General features: G+C 64.9%; 15 protein-coding genes and 1 pseudogene. 4 read left to right on the forward strand and 12 right to left on the reverse strand.

All coding sequences use genetic code 11. The features are described from left to right. The 12 genes from O0J73_RS14610 to O0J73_RS14665 form a co-directional block, all read right to left on the reverse strand. On the reverse strand, positions 1-1,844 hold a 1,844-nt coding region (locus tag O0J73_RS14610), incomplete at its 3' end, for a T6SS effector BTH_I2691 family protein (RefSeq protein ID WP_308309006.1). Between the two features lie 26 nt (positions 1,845-1,870). Beyond that, entirely contained in the window at positions 1,871-2,800 is a 930-nt protein-coding gene (locus O0J73_RS14615; RefSeq protein ID WP_308309007.1) for a hypothetical protein, read from the reverse strand. Continuing rightward, on the reverse strand, positions 2,790-5,528 hold the full coding sequence (locus O0J73_RS14620) for a type VI secretion system Vgr family protein (protein WP_308309008.1): 2,739 nt from the start codon (positions 5,526-5,528) through the stop codon (positions 2,790-2,792). The genes O0J73_RS14615 and O0J73_RS14620 overlap by 11 nt, the downstream gene beginning before the upstream one ends. Positions 5,529-5,647: 119 nt before the next feature. Then, positions 5,648-5,998: a hypothetical protein gene (locus tag O0J73_RS14625; RefSeq protein WP_006465048.1), complete on the reverse strand. Its 351-nt coding sequence runs from the start codon at positions 5,996-5,998 to the stop codon at positions 5,648-5,650. 23 nt (positions 5,999-6,021) lie between these two features. Further along, complete coding sequence (tssH, locus tag O0J73_RS14630) at positions 6,022-8,775, reverse strand: type VI secretion system ATPase TssH (RefSeq protein WP_053450035.1); 2,754 nt, start codon at positions 8,773-8,775, stop codon at positions 6,022-6,024. Between the two features lie 66 nt (positions 8,776-8,841). Next, on the reverse strand, positions 8,842-9,933 hold the full coding sequence (tssG, locus tag O0J73_RS14635; protein WP_006465179.1) for a type VI secretion system baseplate subunit TssG: 1,092 nt from the start codon (positions 9,931-9,933) through the stop codon (positions 8,842-8,844). Beyond that, on the reverse strand, positions 9,897-11,732 hold the full coding sequence (tssF, locus tag O0J73_RS14640) for a type VI secretion system baseplate subunit TssF (RefSeq protein WP_008268648.1): 1,836 nt from the start codon (positions 11,730-11,732) through the stop codon (positions 9,897-9,899). The genes tssG and tssF overlap by 37 nt, the downstream gene beginning before the upstream one ends. Next, the gene (tssE, locus tag O0J73_RS14645; RefSeq protein ID WP_006465264.1) at positions 11,732-12,220 is read right to left on the reverse strand and encodes a type VI secretion system baseplate subunit TssE; all 489 of its coding nucleotides are present in this window, start codon (positions 12,218-12,220) and stop codon (positions 11,732-11,734) included. Before tssE ends, tssF begins: the two co-directional genes overlap by 1 nt. A gap of 126 nt (positions 12,221-12,346) precedes the next feature. Further along, positions 12,347-12,844, reverse strand: coding sequence for a type VI secretion system tube protein Hcp (locus tag O0J73_RS14650; protein WP_006465355.1), 498 nt, complete (start codon positions 12,842-12,844; stop codon positions 12,347-12,349). Positions 12,845-12,989: 145 nt separating this feature from the next. Then, the gene (tssC, locus tag O0J73_RS14655) at positions 12,990-14,480 is read right to left on the reverse strand and encodes a type VI secretion system contractile sheath large subunit (RefSeq protein ID WP_040007501.1); all 1,491 of its coding nucleotides are present in this window, start codon (positions 14,478-14,480) and stop codon (positions 12,990-12,992) included. 3 nt (positions 14,481-14,483) lie between these two features. Next, a complete protein-coding gene (gene tssB, locus O0J73_RS14660) occupies positions 14,484-14,984 on the reverse strand; it encodes a type VI secretion system contractile sheath small subunit (RefSeq protein ID WP_006465402.1) in 501 nt (166 codons plus the stop codon). Positions 14,985-15,014: 30 nt separating this feature from the next. Next, the gene (locus O0J73_RS14665; protein ID WP_308309009.1) at positions 15,015-15,623 is read right to left on the reverse strand and encodes a tetratricopeptide repeat protein; all 609 of its coding nucleotides are present in this window, start codon (positions 15,621-15,623) and stop codon (positions 15,015-15,017) included. A gap of 253 nt (positions 15,624-15,876) precedes the next feature. Here O0J73_RS14665 and tssJ point away from each other — a divergent pair, with 253 nt between their 5' ends. From tssJ to O0J73_RS14685, 4 genes and pseudogenes are all read left to right on the forward strand, one after another. After that, positions 15,877-16,500: a type VI secretion system lipoprotein TssJ gene (tssJ, locus tag O0J73_RS14670; RefSeq protein ID WP_308309011.1), complete on the forward strand. Its 624-nt coding sequence runs from the start codon at positions 15,877-15,879 to the stop codon at positions 16,498-16,500. Positions 16,501-16,715: 215 nt separating this feature from the next. Continuing rightward, positions 16,716-18,050 (forward strand): type VI secretion system baseplate subunit TssK, encoded by a 1,335-nt coding sequence (tssK, locus tag O0J73_RS14675; RefSeq protein WP_308309010.1) that lies wholly within the window; start codon positions 16,716-16,718, stop codon positions 18,048-18,050. After that, positions 18,047-18,841 (forward strand): type IVB secretion system protein IcmH/DotU, encoded by a 795-nt coding sequence (gene icmH / locus O0J73_RS14680; protein WP_006465477.1) that lies wholly within the window; start codon positions 18,047-18,049, stop codon positions 18,839-18,841. The genes tssK and icmH overlap by 4 nt, the downstream gene beginning before the upstream one ends. Before the next feature lie 10 nt (positions 18,842-18,851). Next, positions 18,852-19,054, forward strand: a pseudogene (locus tag O0J73_RS14685) (type VI secretion system tip protein VgrG); the annotation flags it as partial.

The raw sequence follows: 19,054 nt of genomic DNA on the forward strand, positions 1-19,054 counted from the left end.
GCACCTGCGGTAGTGACGAAGCGATCAACGCCACTGTCGCGAAGGATGCGGGCACTGGCGGTGGAGGGCGCAGCCTCCTTCTGCGCCACCTCCAACTTGCGGTAAAGGCTCAAGAAAGACTTCAGATGTGCGGTGCCTGCAATGAATGCCGCCCAGCTTGCGCCAGTCACCTCAAGAATTGTGTCGGCCCAGACCTGCGCCGCCGAGAGTGTCTGCTCCAGCTCCTCGCGAGCGTCTTTCTGGTTCTTCGCGACAGCTCGCCAGAGCAGGGATCCTCTTCCGGTAGCTTTTGTGTCGTTGGCCAATTCAGTCAGAAATGCACGGCCGATCTCGTGCATGCCGAGCGCCGCGATGGCATCGGTGATTACTTCATCGAACCACACGCCTTGCGCCGCAGACTGGCCGTCAAAGTCCTCCACCGTTGCCAGAAACAGATCATGGCGGAGCCAGGCAACCAGCACAGCCATCTCTGGGCCCAACCGGTCGAGCACCATCTGCGCCATTGCATCCATGTTCTTCTTGAACGCGGTAAAGCGGGGCTCATCAATCAGCGGCCAGTACTTGTTCTTCCACGCGTCCTGCGCATCCTGCAAATAGAGCGGCAGAAACATGTCCTTGTATGCCTGCTCCCGCCTCCGTTTTTCCTCCTCGGAGATCTTCACTCTCGGGTCCCACGACGGAAGCGAGGGATTCCTTACGCGAAGCTGCCGTTCCTCCTCCCGCACGGTCTGCGCTGCATAGTTCCCAGCCATCACCGCGCCGTTGAGCTCCAGCAACTTCGAGATCTGTTCGATCTGGTCAATCGCTGAAACCTCCAGCTCGCGCTCCCGCTTGAACTGGCCGATGCAGGCAGCGAGGTCATTGCAGTAGCCACTAAGCTCATGCACAGCACCCACCGCGTCCCACAATCCCAGCAGCATGGGCGGGTACTCTTGGCGATCACTGCCGATTCGCCCGTTGCTGCTATGTTGCTGCAGCAGCTTGAAGCGCTGTTCGCGAGGGTCGATACCGCTGTTACGGGGGTAATCCCGCCGTGACCATGGGTAACGCGTGCCGTGCTTTCGCAGCCGTGCGACGTTGAGTGCGCCATCCAGCGTGGAAGCCGCCGGGAGCGCGCTGATGTGAGGGAGATCCGGCGGATCGCCAGAGGGATTGTCCAGCAACCGATATTCCATGATTGGGGCCAGCCCAGCGGCATCCTTCAACGGTGCTTGGTCGCCCTCCGCTCTCGCCGACCTGATCCATCTGGCAGGCTCGATCGGCTGCATCCGCTCGGCGCGCAGCGCAGGGTCGGATCCATAGCGATCCAGCGTCGCGAGTGTCCAAGGGTGCTGGGAGTAGGCGAGCCAGACCGTTCCGCACACATCGGGACGCGGTATGGTGATGAACTCGGTGCGCATGTAGTCGTGACCGCTGCGCCCACAGCTCGGCAGCCCTGCTCCGACGATGGGGCGGGCGCTCATTGCGGAAGGCTGCCGCCACAACGTACCGTTTTCGGCAATGGCGTAGCATTCCCAGTACTGAGGGCCGTAAGGCCCCTTCTCGTAGTACAGGTACAACATGCCTTGGCGCATGGTCCTGAGAGCATGCTCAAGTCCCGCTGCACTCATGTCAGCGTCGGGCACATGCGAGGGTGATAGGCCGCCCAGGTCGACGTCACAACTGTCGGGCACCAAGGTATAGCGCACCGGCAGAATGGCGAGCCCGGTAGAGCGGCAGATGTCGCAGACCGCGCGGCTCTGCGACTCCGGCGGTGCGGCGGTAACAACAGGTAGGTCAGATACGGTTTGGCTGTCCTTGCCGCGAACTCCCCTGTTGCTGCTGCCGGTATAGGAACCGCTCACGTCGTTTCCTTCCTCACCATGCTGCGTCATGTGTGCAACCCTCCCTTGATCGCAGCTGCGTGTCCCGACGCTGCCGCGCGTATGTCCTGCCACTCTGCGTCTTCAATGCGCCATGCCAGTTCGTCGTACCGTTCGCCCTGCTCCACCTGCGCCAGCAGCGCCTGAAGGATGGGATGGCGGTGGAAATGAGGGCCAAAGGAGATCGCATGCTTTGCGAATAGATCGAGCTCATGTCCATTGGCCACGCCGCGACGGTGCGCTTCCTCTACACAACGTTGTACGTGTGCGAAGGTCGAACGGTCGGGCAGATCGCCGGTCTGCAGCGCATTGATCCAGGCCTGGTTCAATGCGCCGATGCATTCCACCTCCGACCAGGAGACGGTGGGGTCGCCGGGCAGCGCGGGCGCGACCATGTTGTTGATGGTCAATTGCCCCCAGCGATCCAGGAATGTCCACGTTGTGGCGCCCGCAAACCGATACGCCCGTTGCGAACGCGATGATGTGTGCAGGAACAGGTCCGTCACCATGGGATCGTAGTAGCGTAGCCATCGCTTTCGACCTTGGGCGTGCGGGCAGTGAGCGATCGCTTGCGCGGCAAGCTGGTTGGACAGATGCCGGGGCAGCAATGGCGTCCAAAGCCAGGCACACGCGCGTTGCGGGCGCCCGGTCAGTAACGACGTCACGGAGCGCTGCTCCATCGCCATTGCCATCGCCTGGCCGGACAGCAGGGAATGCATGCCTCTGCTCAGGTCGAGCGGGATCAGGGAAGGCCACATGGCTGCCGGTATCTGCCGAATGGTGATTGGAACGGGTTGGATCCCAGCCGAGTCCAGCAGCGCATCGAAAGCCTCGTCCATCTCGCATCGCTCTACCGCTGGCTGCATCAGCAGGTGGCATTGCCCTGCGCTGCTGCGATCGATACCGATCAGCTGTTCGCACAACGATTCAACCGACATCGGCGCACCCTTCCTGTCGGCATACTGCTGCGTTCAAGTGCGGCTCGCAGCCATTGAACTGCCCAGCTGGAACGTCGGTCTCCTCCGAACTGATCAGCGGCCCCACCCAATCCCGCTGGCTGGCCTTGAACTCCACCTTGCCCGGCGCGCCCAGCTCGATGTTGTCGCCCTCGATGCGAATGTAGGCCCCTGCCGCCGTCGCCAGCAGATGCTTGCTCGGTGCCGACAGCTGCACGTCCGCTTCGGTACTGGCGATGCGTACCTTGGTCTTGGCCGCCACGATCATCTGGTTCTTGTGCGCACGCGCGCTCACCTTGCCTTGCGCGGCGTGCAACGCGATGCCACGCTCCTGGTTCGGGCTTTCACCGCTGGGCTGTACGCCGGCGGTGTACAGCACCAGACCGCCGGCCACCGCCATCGTCAGCGAGCCCTGCGTCATCCAGTTCAGTGCCACGCCACTGGCCAGCGTGGTGTGGGTGCCGCTCACCCAGACCTGGTCGGCCGGGGTCAGGCTCAGCACGCCGGCCACACCGCTGCCCAGCAGCACCGGCGCGCTCCAGCCCGGTGCCTCGCCATCGCCGCCGGCGATGCTGCCGGCGGCACTGCCGCTATGGGTGGCGCGCAGCGTCTCCTGCAGCTCGGTCAGGGTGGTGTCCACCGGCAGCTCGTTCGGCTCGCCGGGCAGCTGCGCCTGCTGGTTGGCGGCCGATTCGGCCAGCTGCTGCAGCAGCTGCTGGCTTTCCTGCAGCTGGCTCAATGCCTGCGGCGCGGCCATCTGCGGCGAGCCCTGCTCGGTGGTCAGCAGCAGGCCGCGGCCGGCACGCAGCGCGCCCTGTGCCTGCGTGGACAGCTCCACGCCAAAGCCGCGCTCACCCTCGCGCACGTTGTCCTGGCCGCCCTTCAGATGCCCCAGGGTCAGCGTGGTCTCGTGCTGGGTGGTGGACAGCTGCGCGCGGCCCTGCCCGGGCGTGTCGTCGAAGCGCAGCTGCTGGTAGCCGCCGGTGCCCCCCTGGCTGTCGGCCAGCGCCTGGCTCTTGAAGCCGGTGTACACCGCCGCGTGGTCGTTGCCCTCGAACCAGGCGGCGGCGTTGCCGGTGGCGGTGGCGCCCCCACCGTTGATCTGGTTGTGCTGTGCGTCCTGCTGGCCACGGCCGTTGTAGACCGCACCGACCACCACCGGGCGGTCGATATCGCCTTCCAGGAACGCCACCAGCACTTCCTGCCCACGCCGCGGCAGCACCACGCCGCCCCAGTTGTCGCCGGCCCACGGGGTCATCACCCGCACCCAGGTCCAGGCGCCTCCGTTGGCCGGTGCGTTGTCATCGCCGCCGGGATGGGCCAGGCCGCTGCTGGCGTTGCCGCCGCGCTGCCACGGGAACTGCACCTTGATGCGATGGTCGCGGTCGGACAGCAGCGGGTCGCCATCGCTGACCACGATCGCGCTGAGCGTGCCGGTGATGGTCGGCCGCGGATGCAGGTGCGCGCCGTGGCCGTCCTCGGTCTGTGGCCGGTAGTTCACTTCGGCCGGGATGGCGACGAAGCGGTTGTCGTAGAACGCGGTGGACACCTCGCCCGGCGCCTGGCCATAGGCCAGCCCGGACAGCGCATCCGGCAGCGCCGGCACGGCCACGCTGGACGGACCCAGGGTCTGTTCCAGAGCGTCGAACACGTCGGCATCGAGGTTGTTGCGCGCCTGGTGCAGCACCGACAGGCACAGGAACTGTGCATCCTCGCCGACCTGCGGATGCTGCGACAGGCCGAAGCGCGCGCCCGGTGCCAGTGCCCGCCATTGGCCGGCGCCATCGATGGTATGGGCGCGCACGCGCAGCGCGTCCAGATGCTGCTGCGCGCGGCGCTGGCCGCGTGCGTTGTCCTGCCAGCCATAGGGGCCGCAGGTATCACGGTCGACAATGCCCAGGTCGTTGCCCTGCCCGGCCTCGGCGCTGGCCTGGCGACGCTCCAGGGTGCGGTAGTCCCAGGTCGTACGCTCGACCTTGCCCGGCCGCCAACGGTGCGCGGTGGACCACTGCTGCACGCTGTCGCTGCGCTCGCTCTCGTCGCGGCGGTGGAAGCGCACGCGGCCCAGTTCGGTGGTGTCGTTGCTGTGATCGGCCAGCACCAGGGTGTGCGTGCCGAAGTCCGCGCCGCCGGGCTCGCCGGCATGCTCGAACCAGTAATAGATGCCCTCCTCGGCCAGCAGGCGCTGGACGAAGGCCAGGTCGCTTTCCTGGTACTGCGTGGTCAGGCTGCGCCGCGCGTACTGGCTGGCGTCACCCAGCGACCAGCGCCAGGCCGGTGCCAGCCCGCTGTAGTCGGCGAACAGGTCCTCGACGATCTCGACCACGGTCTTGTCGTGGAAGACGTAGCTGTCCACCCGCTGCGACAGGAACGCCAGCCACGGCTGCAGGCGCAGCCGATAGCGCGCCAGGCCGCCATTGCTGCCCAGCCGCTCGGCGGCGGTGATGCGACCGTGCAACGGGCGCAGGCTGCCATCGGCCTGCTGCAGCTGCAGCAGCGCGCTCTGCCCGATCAGCGGCGCCAGTGACAGGCCGGCATCCAGCGACAGTGCAGTGATCGTCCATTGGAAACCCATGCCGTCGATCTGCTCGACGCCATCGAGGGTTTCGGCCACCAGCACATCGCTCCCCAGCGACGTGTGCAGCCGCAGGAAGCGCTGGGCGTGCGAAGGGCCGGCCAGCGCGGCCCGCAGGTTGTTTACCAGATCCATGGTGCTTCCCCTACTTCCCGTGCCTCAAGGTGGTCTGCATGCGGCATGCGCATCGGTGTACTCCGCTTCCCGCGCCCGCGCGGCCTGCGTCCCGACCGGGGCGCAGGCACGCACGGCCATCAGGCAGCCTGGACGATCTCTTCCAGCTGCAGGCGCACGCCCTCGCTGATCTTCAGGCGGTAATCGCGGCCGCCGGCGGTGATCTGCAGTTCGCGTACGTTGCTCACCAGCTGCGGTTTGCCAACCACCGGGGCATCCATGTGGATGCGCCACGAACCGCGGCTGATCTGCGCGGCGACGTTGCGGGCATCCTGGCGGGCGGCGGGCACGGCGGTGTCCAGCAGCTCGATCACGTGCTCCGGGCGCAGCCGGTTCCAGGCACGCACGCGGTCCAGTTCACGGCCCAGCCCCAGCTCCAGGCTGTCGCAGTGGTTGAGGGCCGCTTCGCGGTCAAATCCATAGAATTCCATCAGCGTTCTCCTTCTGCTCAGTGTCATGACACTTTGTATTTGAAGTCACCCTTCTTGCCGGCGGTGACCTTGATGGCGTTGATCCGGTTCCCTTCGGCCATTGCCGCCAGCACGCTCTCGGCGATTTCCGGCAGCAGGGTTCCATTGAGGATGTGGTCAACGTTGCGCGCACCCGAGTCCACTTCGGTGCAACGTGCAAGCACGGCCTCCACCAGGCTGTCGTCCCAGCTGAAGGTGGCCTTGTGATTGGCGATGACGCGGTCGCGGATGCGGCCGAGCTTGAGCGTGATGATCTGCGCCAGCACGTCATCGTTGATGGGGTAATACGGCACCACCTTCAGGCGACCGAGGAAGGCCGGCTTGAAGGTGCGCATCAGCACCGGGCGCAACGCGTCGGACAATGCCTCTGCACCCGGGATCTCTTCGGCCGGCTTGTTCAGGCAGGCCTGCATGATCTGCGAGGAACCGATGTTGGAGGTAAGGATGATCAGCGTGTTGCGGAAGTCGATCTCACGGCCTTCGGCATCATCCATCATGCCCTTGTCGAACACCTGGAAGAACATTTCCAGCACGTCCGGATGGGCCTTCTCGACTTCATCCAGCAGCACCACGCTGTACGGGTTGCGGCGCACCGCCTCGGTCAGCACGCCACCCTCTCCGTAGCCCACGTAACCCGGCGGCGAGCCTTTCAGGCCGGACACGCTGTGCGCTTCCTGGTACTCGCTCATGTTGATGGTGACCAGCTTGCGCTCGCCGCCATACAGGATGTCGGCCAGGGCCAGCGCGGTCTCGGTCTTGCCGACGCCGGACGGGCCGACGAACATGAACACGCCACGCGGCTTGTTCGGGTCTTCCAGCTTGGCGGTCGCGGTGCGCACGCGCTGGGCGATCGCATCCAGTGCATGGTCCTGGCCGATGACGCGCTCGACCAACAGATTGCCGAGCGTACGCACGGTGCGGATTTCGTCCTTGACCATGCGACCCAGCGGCACGCCGGTCCAGGCCGAAACGATTTCGGCCACCACGGTGCCGTCGACCTGCAACGGCACCATCGGGGTTTCGCCCTGCAGCTCACGCAGTTCGGCCTGTAACCGCGCCAGCTCGGCATGCTGCGGCGAGAGTTCGGCCTTGGCCTTGCCGCGCTTGGCAGCCGGCTTGGCCACGGCAACATCGCCTTCGTTGTCGTCGTTGGACGGCTCGGGATCGCCCGATGCAGCCTCGCCCTGCTCCATCTGCTGGCGCAGTACGGCGATGCGGCCGGCCAGGTCACGTTCGCGGCCCAGGCGCTCTTCGTTGCTGGCCAGCACGGCCTGCGCTTCGGCCTGTTGTGCATGCAGTTCAGCCAGGCGTTCGCCATGCTGGTCGCTGCCACCGGCCGTCTCGCGCTGAAGTGCGGAAATCTCCGCCTGCAGCCGGTCCAGATGCTTGCGGGTGTCTTCGATGATCGCCGGAGTGGCGCTCTGCCCCAGCGCGACCTTCGCACACGCGGTGTCGAGCACGCTGACTGCCTTGTCCGGCAGCTGGCGGCCGCTGATGTAGCGGTGCGACAGGCGCACTGCTTCGGTCACCGCCTCATCCAGCACGCGGATGTTGAAGTGCGCCTCCATCAGCCCGACCATGCCACGCAGCATCGCCGCAGCCAGCGCCTCGCTCGGTTCCTCGACCTTCACCACCTGGAAGCGGCGCGCCAGCGCGGCGTCCTTCTCGAAGTACTTCTTGTACTCGCCCCAGGTGGTGGCGGCGATGGTGCGCAGCTCGCCGCGAGCCAGTGCCGGCTTCAGCAGGTTGGCTGCATCGTTCTGGCCGGCGGTACCGCCGGCACCGATCATGGTGTGCGCTTCGTCGATGAACAGGATGATCGGATGCGGGCTCTTCTTGACCTCGTCAATCACGTTCTTCAGGCGGTTCTCGAATTCGCCCTTGACGCTGGCGCCAGCCTGCAGCAGGCCCATGTCCAAGGTGTGCAGCTCCACCCCCTGCAGCACGTCCGGCACGTCCTTGTCGGCGATGCGGCGGGCCAGCCCCTCGACTACGGCGGTCTTGCCGACGCCGGCCTCGCCGGTAAGGATCGGATTGTTCTGGCGACGGCGCATCAGGATGTCGATCACCTGGCGGATCTCGCCATCGCGGCCGATCACCGGGTCGATTTTTCCATCGCGCGCCCGCTGGGTCAGGTTGGTGGTGAACTGGTCCAGGGCGGGCGTCTTCGACAGGCCGCCCTTGGCCTCGCCCGGCACCGCACCCTCGTCCTCGCCCGCTTCACCGCCGGCCGAGGCATCAGCGAAGCGCACGGTCTGCACCGCTTCCTGCGAGCCTTCGGTGAGCTTGGCGAAGTCGTGCTTGAGCTCGTCGCGCTTGAAGCGCACGAAGAGCTTGGAGCCCCGGTAAGCCAGCTGCGCCAGGTCGGGTTCGGTCAGCAGGGCCAGCAGCAGATGGCCGCTGCGGATGCGGGTGGTTTCCGAGTCAAGCGAGGCGATCAGCCAGGCATGCTCGAACAGCTTGGGAATGTGCTGGGAGAACACCGGAGTGCGGCTGTTGCCGGTCTTGAACTGGCTGATCTCGTCGTTGAGATCGCGTTCCAGCGACTCCGGCAGGATGCCGCTGCGCCGTGCGATCAACACGAAATCGCTCTGCGGCTGTTCCAGCAGGGCCAGGAACAGGTGTTCCAGGTCCACCTCGTAGTTGCCGCGTGCCATGCACAGGTTCGCCGCCCGTTCGGCGGCCTGCCGGCAGGTGTCGTCCAGTTTGCTGATCAGGGTCTTGAGGTTGATGCTCATGCGGAAACGCGCACTCCTTGCTGGAACCGTTCGGGAGCCGATGGCGCGGACGCCATCGGCGCAGTGTCATTGCAATGTGTGGATGCCATAGGTGGTGTCCTCACGCGAGGTATCCTGCGGCCGGGTGCACAGGTAGCTGTCCCAGCCCAGGCGGACGCTGCCTGCGCTACCGAGTGCGCTGCCCTGTACATCCTCGGCCCGCAGCACCAGGCGAACTTCATACTCAAGAATGCCGCCGGTCAGCAGCGACAGCCATTTGGACAACGCTTCGGCGGCACTGCCACCCGGCAGGAACGCATCGAACTGGTCGCGGCGCAGCGGCCCGATACGCAGGCGCAGGCGCAGGTCGCGCTGCCACACCCGGTCTCCGGCCAGCGCGCTGGCGCCCAGCACCGCGTTGGCCTGGCCCAGGCGGGTCGCCTGCCCCGGCGGCACCCGGTACCACGCGCCCACGAACTGCTCCAGGTGCAGCGGCACCTGGAAATAGTCCGACAGCACGCGCTGCATCAGCGCCGCCGAGACCGGTCGTTGCCGCACCGCGCCGGCGTAATAGGCCACCGCCTGGTCAAAGATCTCGCCGTCGCCCTCGTGCAGGCGGTCGCGCAGCTCGCTCATGCCCATGCCCAGCAACGACAGCACCAGCGGCAGGAAGCGCTCACGGCGATCCAGCTCGTACTGCAGCGCCAGGCGATGTTTCTTCCAGGCAGCGTAATGCAGTGACACCGCACGGGTGGAGAAGATGTCCAGGAACGCCCGTGCAGTCCGGTCACGCTGGTAGAGCTCGCGCAGCTGCAGGGTTTCGGTGTAGTGCAGGGGCAATGCACCGGCCGTCCCCAGCAAGCCCATGAACTGCGGCGTCAGGTGGACCTCGGCGAGTTCCTCACCATGCAGCGCCTGTTCCACGGCCTCGCGGTCCAACAGCCGCTCACCCTTGAGCGAATACACCTCGCCCTCGGCCGACAACTCGGTGGCCGGAAACCCCAGCGACAGCGAGTTGCGGAAGCGCACGCGCATCGGCACCGCCTGGCCGGGCTTGACGCCCTGGCGCTGGAACACCTGCTCAAGCAGGCGCACCGCCTGGAAGAACTCGAAGCGGTGTGGTTCGGCCAACAGCTGCTGGGCTACGCCAGGATCGATTCGCCGCTGCGCGCTGGGCATCGGACGATCTCCTCTCCGCTGTCGCCGGATACCAGCACCAGTCGGGTAAAGCTGTTGGCATGCACGTAAAGTGCAAAGAAGTGGTCCATCACCTGGGCGAAGGCGGCCACGCCGGTTCCCACGAAATGGGCCTCATTGATGGTCAAGCGGATTTCCAGGCCACGCACCACCGAGGCGAACTGGCGGCCGTGCATCCAGGTGGTCACCGGCGTCTGTTGCAGCTCGAGGATGCCGTCGATCTGGCGGGCCGACACATTGCTGCCGGACAGGTCGTACAGGCGCAGCATCTCCTTCAGTGCCGGAAGCCCGCTGGCAGTGAGCGACAGCTGGTTCAACGACAGGTGCGAGATCAGGCGCCACTGCGCGTTGCGGCCATGGCGGAATCGCAGCGGCTTGGTCGGCTTGCGCAGCAGGCTGATCGCCTTGGCCGGGCTGCCGCCCTCGATGGTCAGGTCGCCTCCGGCCACACCGAACGCCAGCTGGTTGGGCAGGTCGCGATTGCTGCAGGTCAGCTCCAGGCTGACCGTATCGGTCTGCGGCAGTACCGGATTGAACGACAGGTCGACGAAACTGATCTCGGTTTCGAAACCCGGGCTCTGCCGCGCGATGTCTTCGTCCCGCCGCGCCACCCAGTACTGGCCGGTGCGCTCGGGGTCTTCGCCATGATGCAGCGAATAGAACGGCCGGAATGCCTGGATCAGCTCGCCCTGCGGCGTCTGCCGGATGCGGTGCACCGAGTCGATTGAATGCACTTCATAGGCGAACGCGCGGCGTGCATCCGCCAGCACCGGGTAGTTCACCGTACGATGGGTGACACGGATCGGCTCGCCGCTGGTGCGGAACAGATTGACGATGGGCGTGCAGCCAAGTCGCACGTTATGCGCGCCCAGCTCCTCCAGCACCATCGCATTGCCCCGGTCCTGGCCCTGGGCGTGCAGCACCAGGTGAAGGGTGAAGCGTCGGCTGGCGCCCGCCGTCACCGACGGCAGGTGCAGGTCGACGAAGCCGAATTTCTCGGGATACGCGAACAGTTCGGTCAACAGCCGATAGGCCGGGTGCGAGCGCGCCGGAAAGTCGATCAGGGCCTCATCGTCGGCGAATCCGACCGGGCTCAACGGCACGCTGTCCAGGCGCCGCCAGCGTCCGTCGCCATCGGATTCGACGTAGGCCGCCTTCACGCCAAGCATCAGGGCATCGCGCAGCGCAGCCCGTACCGAGGGCTCGCCATCGAGGAACAGGCGCAGGCGATCGGTGCCCAACTGGTGAAAACCCAGCTGATCGGACAGCAGCTGGAAGCCCATCGAGATCTGGCCACCGGTTCCGGCCGGCAGGGTCGTCGCCATTGGTGCATCGGCGACGCTGCGATACACCACCTGCTGCACGCCGACCGGCGCCAGCACCACATCGTAGGCCGTACGGAAATCGCAGGGCACGCCCCGGACCGGACGGCTCTGGACGGCGGTTCCACGCGGCACGCGTACCGGCGCGCTCAGTTTGGAGGCCACCCCTTCGGTATCGAAATGGGCGATCGAGCAGGAGGGGAATGGCCGCAGATAGTGCGGATAGAGCACATCCAGCAGTGCGTCGGTGAACTCGGGATAGTCATCCTCGATGCGCTTGGATACGCGTGCACTAAGCAGCGCGAAGGCCTCGATCAGGCGCTCGACATGTGGGTCCTGGCTGCCCTCGGCAGAGAGCTGCAGGCGACCGGCGATCTTCGGGTAGCGCTCGGCGAACTCGCGCCCATAACGGCGGAGGTACCCCAGCTCGCGTTCGTAGTAAGGCAGCAGGTCCTGCATCAGGCGGCCTGCGTGCGACGTGCGCGGGTGACCTGGTACTGCAGGGTCGAGGGTTGCAGCATCGCATCGAAGCTGACCGGCTCGCGCGCAGGCTCCAGGTCGAGCAGCGCATGGATGGTGAAATGCAGCCCGCCGGCAAACTGGTTGCCCGCATCCAGATGGACGTTGACGTTGCGCAGGCGGCGCTCATGGCGCGCCACGGCCTGCTCCAGCGAGCGGCAGATGGCAGCACGATCGTAGGCGTTGGCCAGGCTCATCGCGGAGAAGTCCGCCAACCCGTAGGTCAGCAGCGATTGCCGGCAATTGGGGAATTCCTTCATGTCGCCTTCCTGGAACGCGGCGCGCGAGTTCAACAGCCCCTCCAGGTCGCGGGCGATGGATTCCTTGTACTGCTCCAGCGAGACGGACTTGAAGACCGGCCCGGCGCCCGTCTGCTTGGGGGCGTCGTCGAACAGTTTTTCCAGCAGGCTGGGTTCGAGTCCCTTCATTGGTCGATCCACTCAGGTTCGGCATCCGTGCGGGCGGCAGCGGTGCATCAAAGGCAAGGCCGTTCCTGGCCTTGCCCGGCGATCAGACTGCGATGGCGCACGAGGCGCCATCGCAGCGACACAGCATCACACGGTGTAGTTCGGGATGTTCTTGGTTGCACTCCACTGCGCGACGGTCTTGCCACCAACGCCGCCTTCCGGCTTCTGCTGCTGGTAAGTCCACTTGATGGCGCCGAAGCTCAACTGAACAACTTCCTGGGGCATGCCTTCCTTGTCCACCGTGGTGGTGACGCGGTGGACCAGCACGTTCAGCAGCTCGACCGTGTAGTAATTGATCGCGTTGCCGTCCTTGTCGGCGCGCATGAACTGGATCTGCGCCTTCGGGAAGGTGGTGCCGTTGGAGGCGGCCTGGTTGAGGGCCGTGGAGGCGAGGTCGATCGACTTGGTGATTTCGATCGGGGACAGGTTCACGCGGGCTGCGGTGGTGCCGCCGGAGGTCGACGCGGTGGCCGAACGCGGCTGCAACAGGTCCTGCGAGAACGACTGGATTTCGATCCAGTCCTTGTGCTTGTCGTCGTGCGACTCGCCCTTGATGGTGTCAATCGAGAGGAAAGCGTGCTGCATATCTGGTCTCCTAAATTCCGTTCTTCCGTGAGATTTGATGTGCCAAGCGCGGGCCTGGCGGTTAAGGGGGGCTACGCCCTCTTGAAATAAGCGTCACTGCAATCCGGGGAGCGGACTCCCCTGGACGCTTAGTTGAAGCAAATCGTTACGACTTTTTCGCGGACGCCGGCAGTTCGGCGACCAGACGCAACGAAACAGACAGCTCATCGAGCTGGAAATGCGGCCTGATGAAGGCCACCGCGCGGTAGACACCGGGCTTGCCCGGCACCTCCGAAACCTGCACAGAGGCTTCACGCAGCGGGAACTGCGCCTTGGCTTCCTGCGACGCGTTGTCGTCCAGCAGTACGTACTGGGCGATCCAACGGTTCAGGAATTCCTCGACGTTGCCCGCCGAAGCGAAGCTGCCGATCTTCTCGCGCATCATCGCCTTGAGGTAATGGGCGATGCGCGAGACCGCGAAGATGTACTGCAGCTGTGCAGACAGGATCGCATTGGCATTGGCCGAATCGGTGTTGTACTTCTTCGGCTTCTGTGCCGACTGAGCGCCGAAGAACGCGGCGTAGTCGGTATTCTTGCAGTGCACCAACGGCATGAAGCCGAGGTCACTGAGCTCTTTTTCACGACGATCGGTGATCGCCACTTCGGTCGGGCATTTCAGCGCCACTTCGCCATCGTCGGTGCGGAAGGTATGGGTCGGCAGGTCTTCGACCAGGCCACCGCCCTCCACGCCGCGGATGGCCGCGCACCAGCCGAAGCTCTCGAACGCCTGGGTCAGGCGCGCACCCATCGCGTAGGCGGTGTTGCACCACAGAAACTTGCTGTGATCGGCTGCTTCGATCTCTTCGACGAAGTTGAACCCCTCGACCGTGGTGCCGTCCTTCGGGTTGTACGGCAGGCGGCCGAGGAAGCGCGGCATGGTCAGGCCCACGTAGCGGCTGTCCTCGCTCTCGCGGAACGACTTCCACTTGGCGTACTCGACGGTGTCGAACACCTTGGCCAGGTCACGCGGCTTGCCCAGGTCGGTGAACGTTTCCAGGCCGAACATGCCTTCGCCAGCTGCGGAAATGAACGGCGCATGCGCCGCTGCGGCCACGTGCGACATCTGCTCGATGAAGTACATGTCCTCCGGCTGGCGGCCCAGGAAGTAGTCACCGATCAGCGCGCCGAACGGTGCACCGCCGAACGTGCCGAATTCCTCCTCGTAGACCTTCTTGAACAGCGCGCTCTGGTCAAAGTCGATGGCCGACTTGAAGTCCTTGACCAGGTCCTTCTGCGGCGAATTGAAGACCTTGATCTTCATGTTCGGGCCAGTGGAGGTCTGCTGGCACAGGTAATGCAGGCCCCGCCAGCTGCCTTCCAGCTTCTGGAACGGCTCGGCATGCATGACCGCGCTGAGCTGCTCGGAAATGATCCGGTCGATCTCGGCGATGCGTGCGTCAAGGGTCAGGTTGAGGTTGTCGGAGACCACCACGGTGCCGTCGAGGACTTCCTTCGCCAGGGCGGCGATGATGTCCTTGGCGCGATCATGCTCGGTCTTGGACTTGGCGACCTTGCTCTTCTCGACGATCTGGTCGAGCAGGCCCACCTCTTCGGTTTCGACGGCCTGGGCGGCCAACTGGCTGGCTTCAGCTGACATGGGTCAGTCCTCCTTGGTCACGCCGAGCTTCTTCAGCTGCTCGGTGTTGTTGAGCACATCGGTCAGCAGGTCTTCCAGCTTCTCGTTGCCAGCCAGCTTGTTGCGAAGATCAGCCAGCTTGGTACGGGACTCGAGCAACCGGCGCAACGGCTCGATCTGCTCCACCACCGATTCGGGGCGGAAATCCTCGATCGAATTGAACTTCAGCTCGACGCCGAACTCGCCACCTTCGTCGCTGATCCTGTTCGGCACGCGATACACCGCGCGCGGCGCGATGCCTTCCATCACTTCATCGAAGTTGTCCAGATCGACGTTGACGAACTTGCGATCCTTCACCTTCGGCAGCGGCTGCTCCGGGTTGCCACTGAAATCGCCCATCACGCCTACCACGAACGGCAGTTCCTTCTGCTCGATCGCGTCACCCTTCTCCACATCGTAGGTGAGCTGGACGCGCGGCGGGCGGATCTTCTGCAGCCGCTTCTGGATGCTTTCCTTCTTGGCCATGAGTGTCTCCTGACTGGGGCCGGTTCCGGATCAGTTGCCGATGTTCTGGAACGGATCGGCGGTGTTCGAGCGGGCAGCGGGCTTGGCCGGCTGCGTGGCGGCGGGCTGCGCGTTGGCGGCCGGAGCGACGGCACGACCTGCGCGGGCGCGGCTGCGCGGCTTGGGCTTGGGCGTCGGATCGAGAATGGCATCACCCATGGTGTTGCGCAGGGTGGTGGCCAGCGTCTGTGCTTCCTTGCGTGCGGTGTCCGACGCCAGTGCACCACGCCCCTGCAGGCGGGTGAGCGACTGGTTGGCAACGCGGAAACCGGCAACGGTGATCACGCCATCGGCCACCAGATCGTTGGGATCGCGCTGAAGTACCTCTTCCGCCGCGACGATCGCGCGGGCGTACTGGCCCTGATCGAACTGCAGCTGTGCGATGCGCACCCACGGCTCCTTGCGCGTCGGGTCGGCCTTGGCCGCCACTTCGAACGCACTGATCGCGGCATCGGCACCGCCAGCGGTGACCTGCGCCTCCGCATTGCTCAGCGTGGTTTCGAACGGCACGACCTCGGCCTTCTTCGGTGCTGATGCGCAGGCCGCCAGGCCCGAGAACATCATCAGCGCGAACATCGGCCGGTACACAGCCTTCCCCATTGCCTTCACTTCCATAGTGATCCCTCGTCGAAATTAGTTCCTAAAGGAAGCCGAATCTCCGCCGATACAACACACGGGATTCCTGCCCCTGTCGGCGGCAGTGTACATTCGCGAATACGCGCCGGTATAGTGAATTTCGTCAAGAATATGGCGAATCCGGTAGACACACTCTTCACATCCCGATGTGATATTCGCGAGCAAAAACGCATATACGCGCACCTTTTACCCCGCACTCCGAGCCCGCCGACTGCACATGAATGCGCAACCTTTCCGATTCCGCCGCGTGATCTCCGTCACGATTTTCTCCCTGATTATGTCCGGTTCCCTGGCAGGTTGCGCCAGCGACAGCAAGTTGGGTAAAGCGATGGACAAGACCCTGCAGGCGGTCGGCATCCGTGAGGAAAAGCCCCAGGCGCCCCCGACCGTCCCGCTTCGCCTGTATGCCGGCAGCAACCTCAATGCCGGCAATGACAAGCGGGCCACTGCCGCGGTGGTCAAGATCTACCACCTGCGCAGCCTGCAGCGCTTCGAACAGGCCCCCTTCAACGCCTTCCTGGACCAGGCCGGCGAGCAGGCGGCCCTGGGTGCGGACCTGCTGTCGGTCAACGAAGTCGTACTGACCCCCGGTGCCCGGCAGGAATTGTCCGAGCAGTTGAGTGAAGGAAGTGCAGTGCTTGGCGTGGTCGCCCTGTTCCGCGCCCCGGCCGAGAATCGCTGGCGGCTCGCATTCGACACCAAGGGCAAGACCCTGCCACAGGACGGGGTCACCATCGGCGTCCATGCCTGTGCGCTGACCAGTGACAGCAAAGCCTTGTTGACGCGCATCTCCGGAGATCCGGGCAGTCTTGCATCAATCCGTTGTGCAGGCGCGAAATAGCATCGCGCCGGAATTCTGGCACCCAAATTCGTCGATGCGATAGTATCGCCAGTGCAAGGTTTGCCCCGGCCCGCTGAATGTGCGAAGTGACTCACACTTTCACATTACTGGATGGGGAGTTTTGTCGCAGCGGAGCGCGACGATAATGGAACCGGCCCACCAGGGCGATTTTTTCGAGCTATTTCCAAGGATTGAACGTGGCTTATGTAAGCAGGATGTCGAAGGTTCTCTGGGGTGAAGGGCTGTTCCTGCGCCCCCAGCATTTCCAGCGTCAGGACGCCTATCACGAAGCGCGGCTGCAGGACCTTTCGCAGACGCTGCATCCCTACGCCTGGGGTGCGCGCCGGGTGCGTTTCGATCCACATGCACTTGCCGGCGGCACGCTGCGTCCGCTCGACCTCTCGGCGGTGTTTCCCGATGGCGAGACCTACGACGCGCCGGCCCATGACAGCCTGCCCGATGCGGTGTCGCTGCAGGATCTGCCGCCGGGCGTGCAGTCCACCGTGGTCTACCTGGCATTGCCACTGCTGCGCGATGATGGCGCCAACTGCGCCGATGCCGAGGGCACCGCGCTGGCCCGCTACCGCCAGGTCAATCGTGACACCCAGGACCTGTTCACCGATGCGGTGGAAGCCGAACTGGCGTTCCTCAGCAAGGCGGTGAAGCTGCTGACCGATGATCAGCCACGCGATGCCTACGCCACCGTACCGGTGGCACGCGTGCGGCGCACCTCCAGCGGCGGCTTCGAGCTGGATGACGAGTTCATTCCGCCGTGCGCGCAGCTGCAGGCCTCGCCGTTCCTGCACCGCGAACTGCGCGCGGTGCTCGACGCGCTGCAGGCCAAGGTGGACGCACTGTATGGCCTGCATCGGCAGACCTCGCAGAACATCATCGAGTTCCGCTCCGGCGATATCGCCTCGTTCTGGCTGCTCCACACCATCAACAGTTCGTTCAGTGCGCTGGCGCATCTGTTGCATCATCCACAGCTGCATCCCGAGCGCCTGCACCAGGAACTGCTGCGCATGGCCGGCGCACTGCTCACCTTCTCCAATGCCTACCAGCTGGGCGACCTGCCGGTGTATCGCCACGATCAGCCGGAAGCCTCGTTCCGCAAGCTGCTGGAGATCGTGCGCGCACTGCTGGATACGGTGATTTCCACGCGCTACTTCAAGATCGCGCTCAACGAGATCAAGCCGTCCTACCACCTGGGCCGGCTGGACTCGCAGCGCATCGATGGCAACGCCTCGTTCTACCTGTCGGTGTCGGCGTCGCTGCCGGCACAGGAACTGATCCAGAGCGTGCCGGTGCGATTCAAGGTCGGCGCTCCGGATGACGTGGAGAAGTGCGTGCTGTCTGCGTTGCCGGGCGTGAAGCTGGCCCATGCCGCACAGGTGCCTGCTGCGATTCCGGTGCGCCCTGGCAGCCACTACTTCGAACTGGACGCGCGCGGCGCGCTGTATGAGCGCATGCTCAAGGCGCAGTCGGTGATGATCTACGTGCCGGCCGGCATTGCCGAGCTGAAGATGGAACTTGTGGCGGTGACCTCATGATGAATTCCCCCCTGCCCCCGACCCCGGGCCCGATGCCGTCGCTGACCGCCAACGGCGCGATGGCCAATCCCACACCACAGGCCGCCAACCCACAGAGCCTGCAGGACCTGATGTCCGACGGTTTCTACCTCCTGTTGCTGCTCAAGCGCGGGCAGCTGCCGCATGATGCGGAGAGCTTCGTGCAGACGGTGCAGAAGTTCCTCGATGGCGTGGAGCGCAATGCGATGCGCCTGGGCGTGGCGTCCGAGGATGTCTACGCTGCCAAGTACGCATTCTGTGCTGCCGTGGACGAGGCGATCCTGTCACAGCCCTCGCCGTTGCACGAGACCTGGGAACGCAACCCGCTGCAGCTGCGTCTGTTCGGTGAGCACCTGGCCGGCGAGCATTTCTTCGACCGCCTGGAAGAGCTGCGCCGACAGGGCGCCGCGCGCCTGCCCTCGCTGGAGGTCTATCACTACTGCCTGCTGATGGGCTTCGAAGGCAAGTACCGGCTGGAAGGCACCGAGAAGCTGGGCTACCTGACCGCCCGCCTGGGCGATGAGATCGTCTACCTGAAGGGCAAACGCCACGGTTTCGCACCTCACGCGCTGCCGCCGGACAATGTTCGCCACAGCCTGCGCCGCGTGGTGCCGTTGTGGCTGCCGGCGGTGGTGGTCGGCTGTTTTGGCATCGTCGCCTTCTTCGGCATGCGCACCTATCTTGGCCATGAGACGCGCCAGCAGTTGGCGGCCTACAACGACGTGGTGCAGATGCCCGAGCGCACTGCCCACATCACGATCACCCTGCCATGAGCCTGATGATATGGACATCCCAAGCTCCGCACTGCTCGCATCCCTTGCTTCGCTGTCCCATCGCGAACGCCTGATCCAGCTGAAGGGACCCGAGGAAGGCCTGGTCGTCGAACGCTTCGAAGGCACCGAATCGGTCTGCGGCGACAACCGCCTGCAGATCGACTGCCTGGCCACCGACGCCTTCCTGGAACTGGAATCCTGGCTGGAGCAGCC

Origin of the sequence: Stenotrophomonas sp. Sm6012, from assembly GCF_030985895.1 — a bacterium.
GTDB classification, from domain to species: domain Bacteria; phylum Pseudomonadota; class Gammaproteobacteria; order Xanthomonadales; family Xanthomonadaceae; genus Stenotrophomonas; species Stenotrophomonas forensis.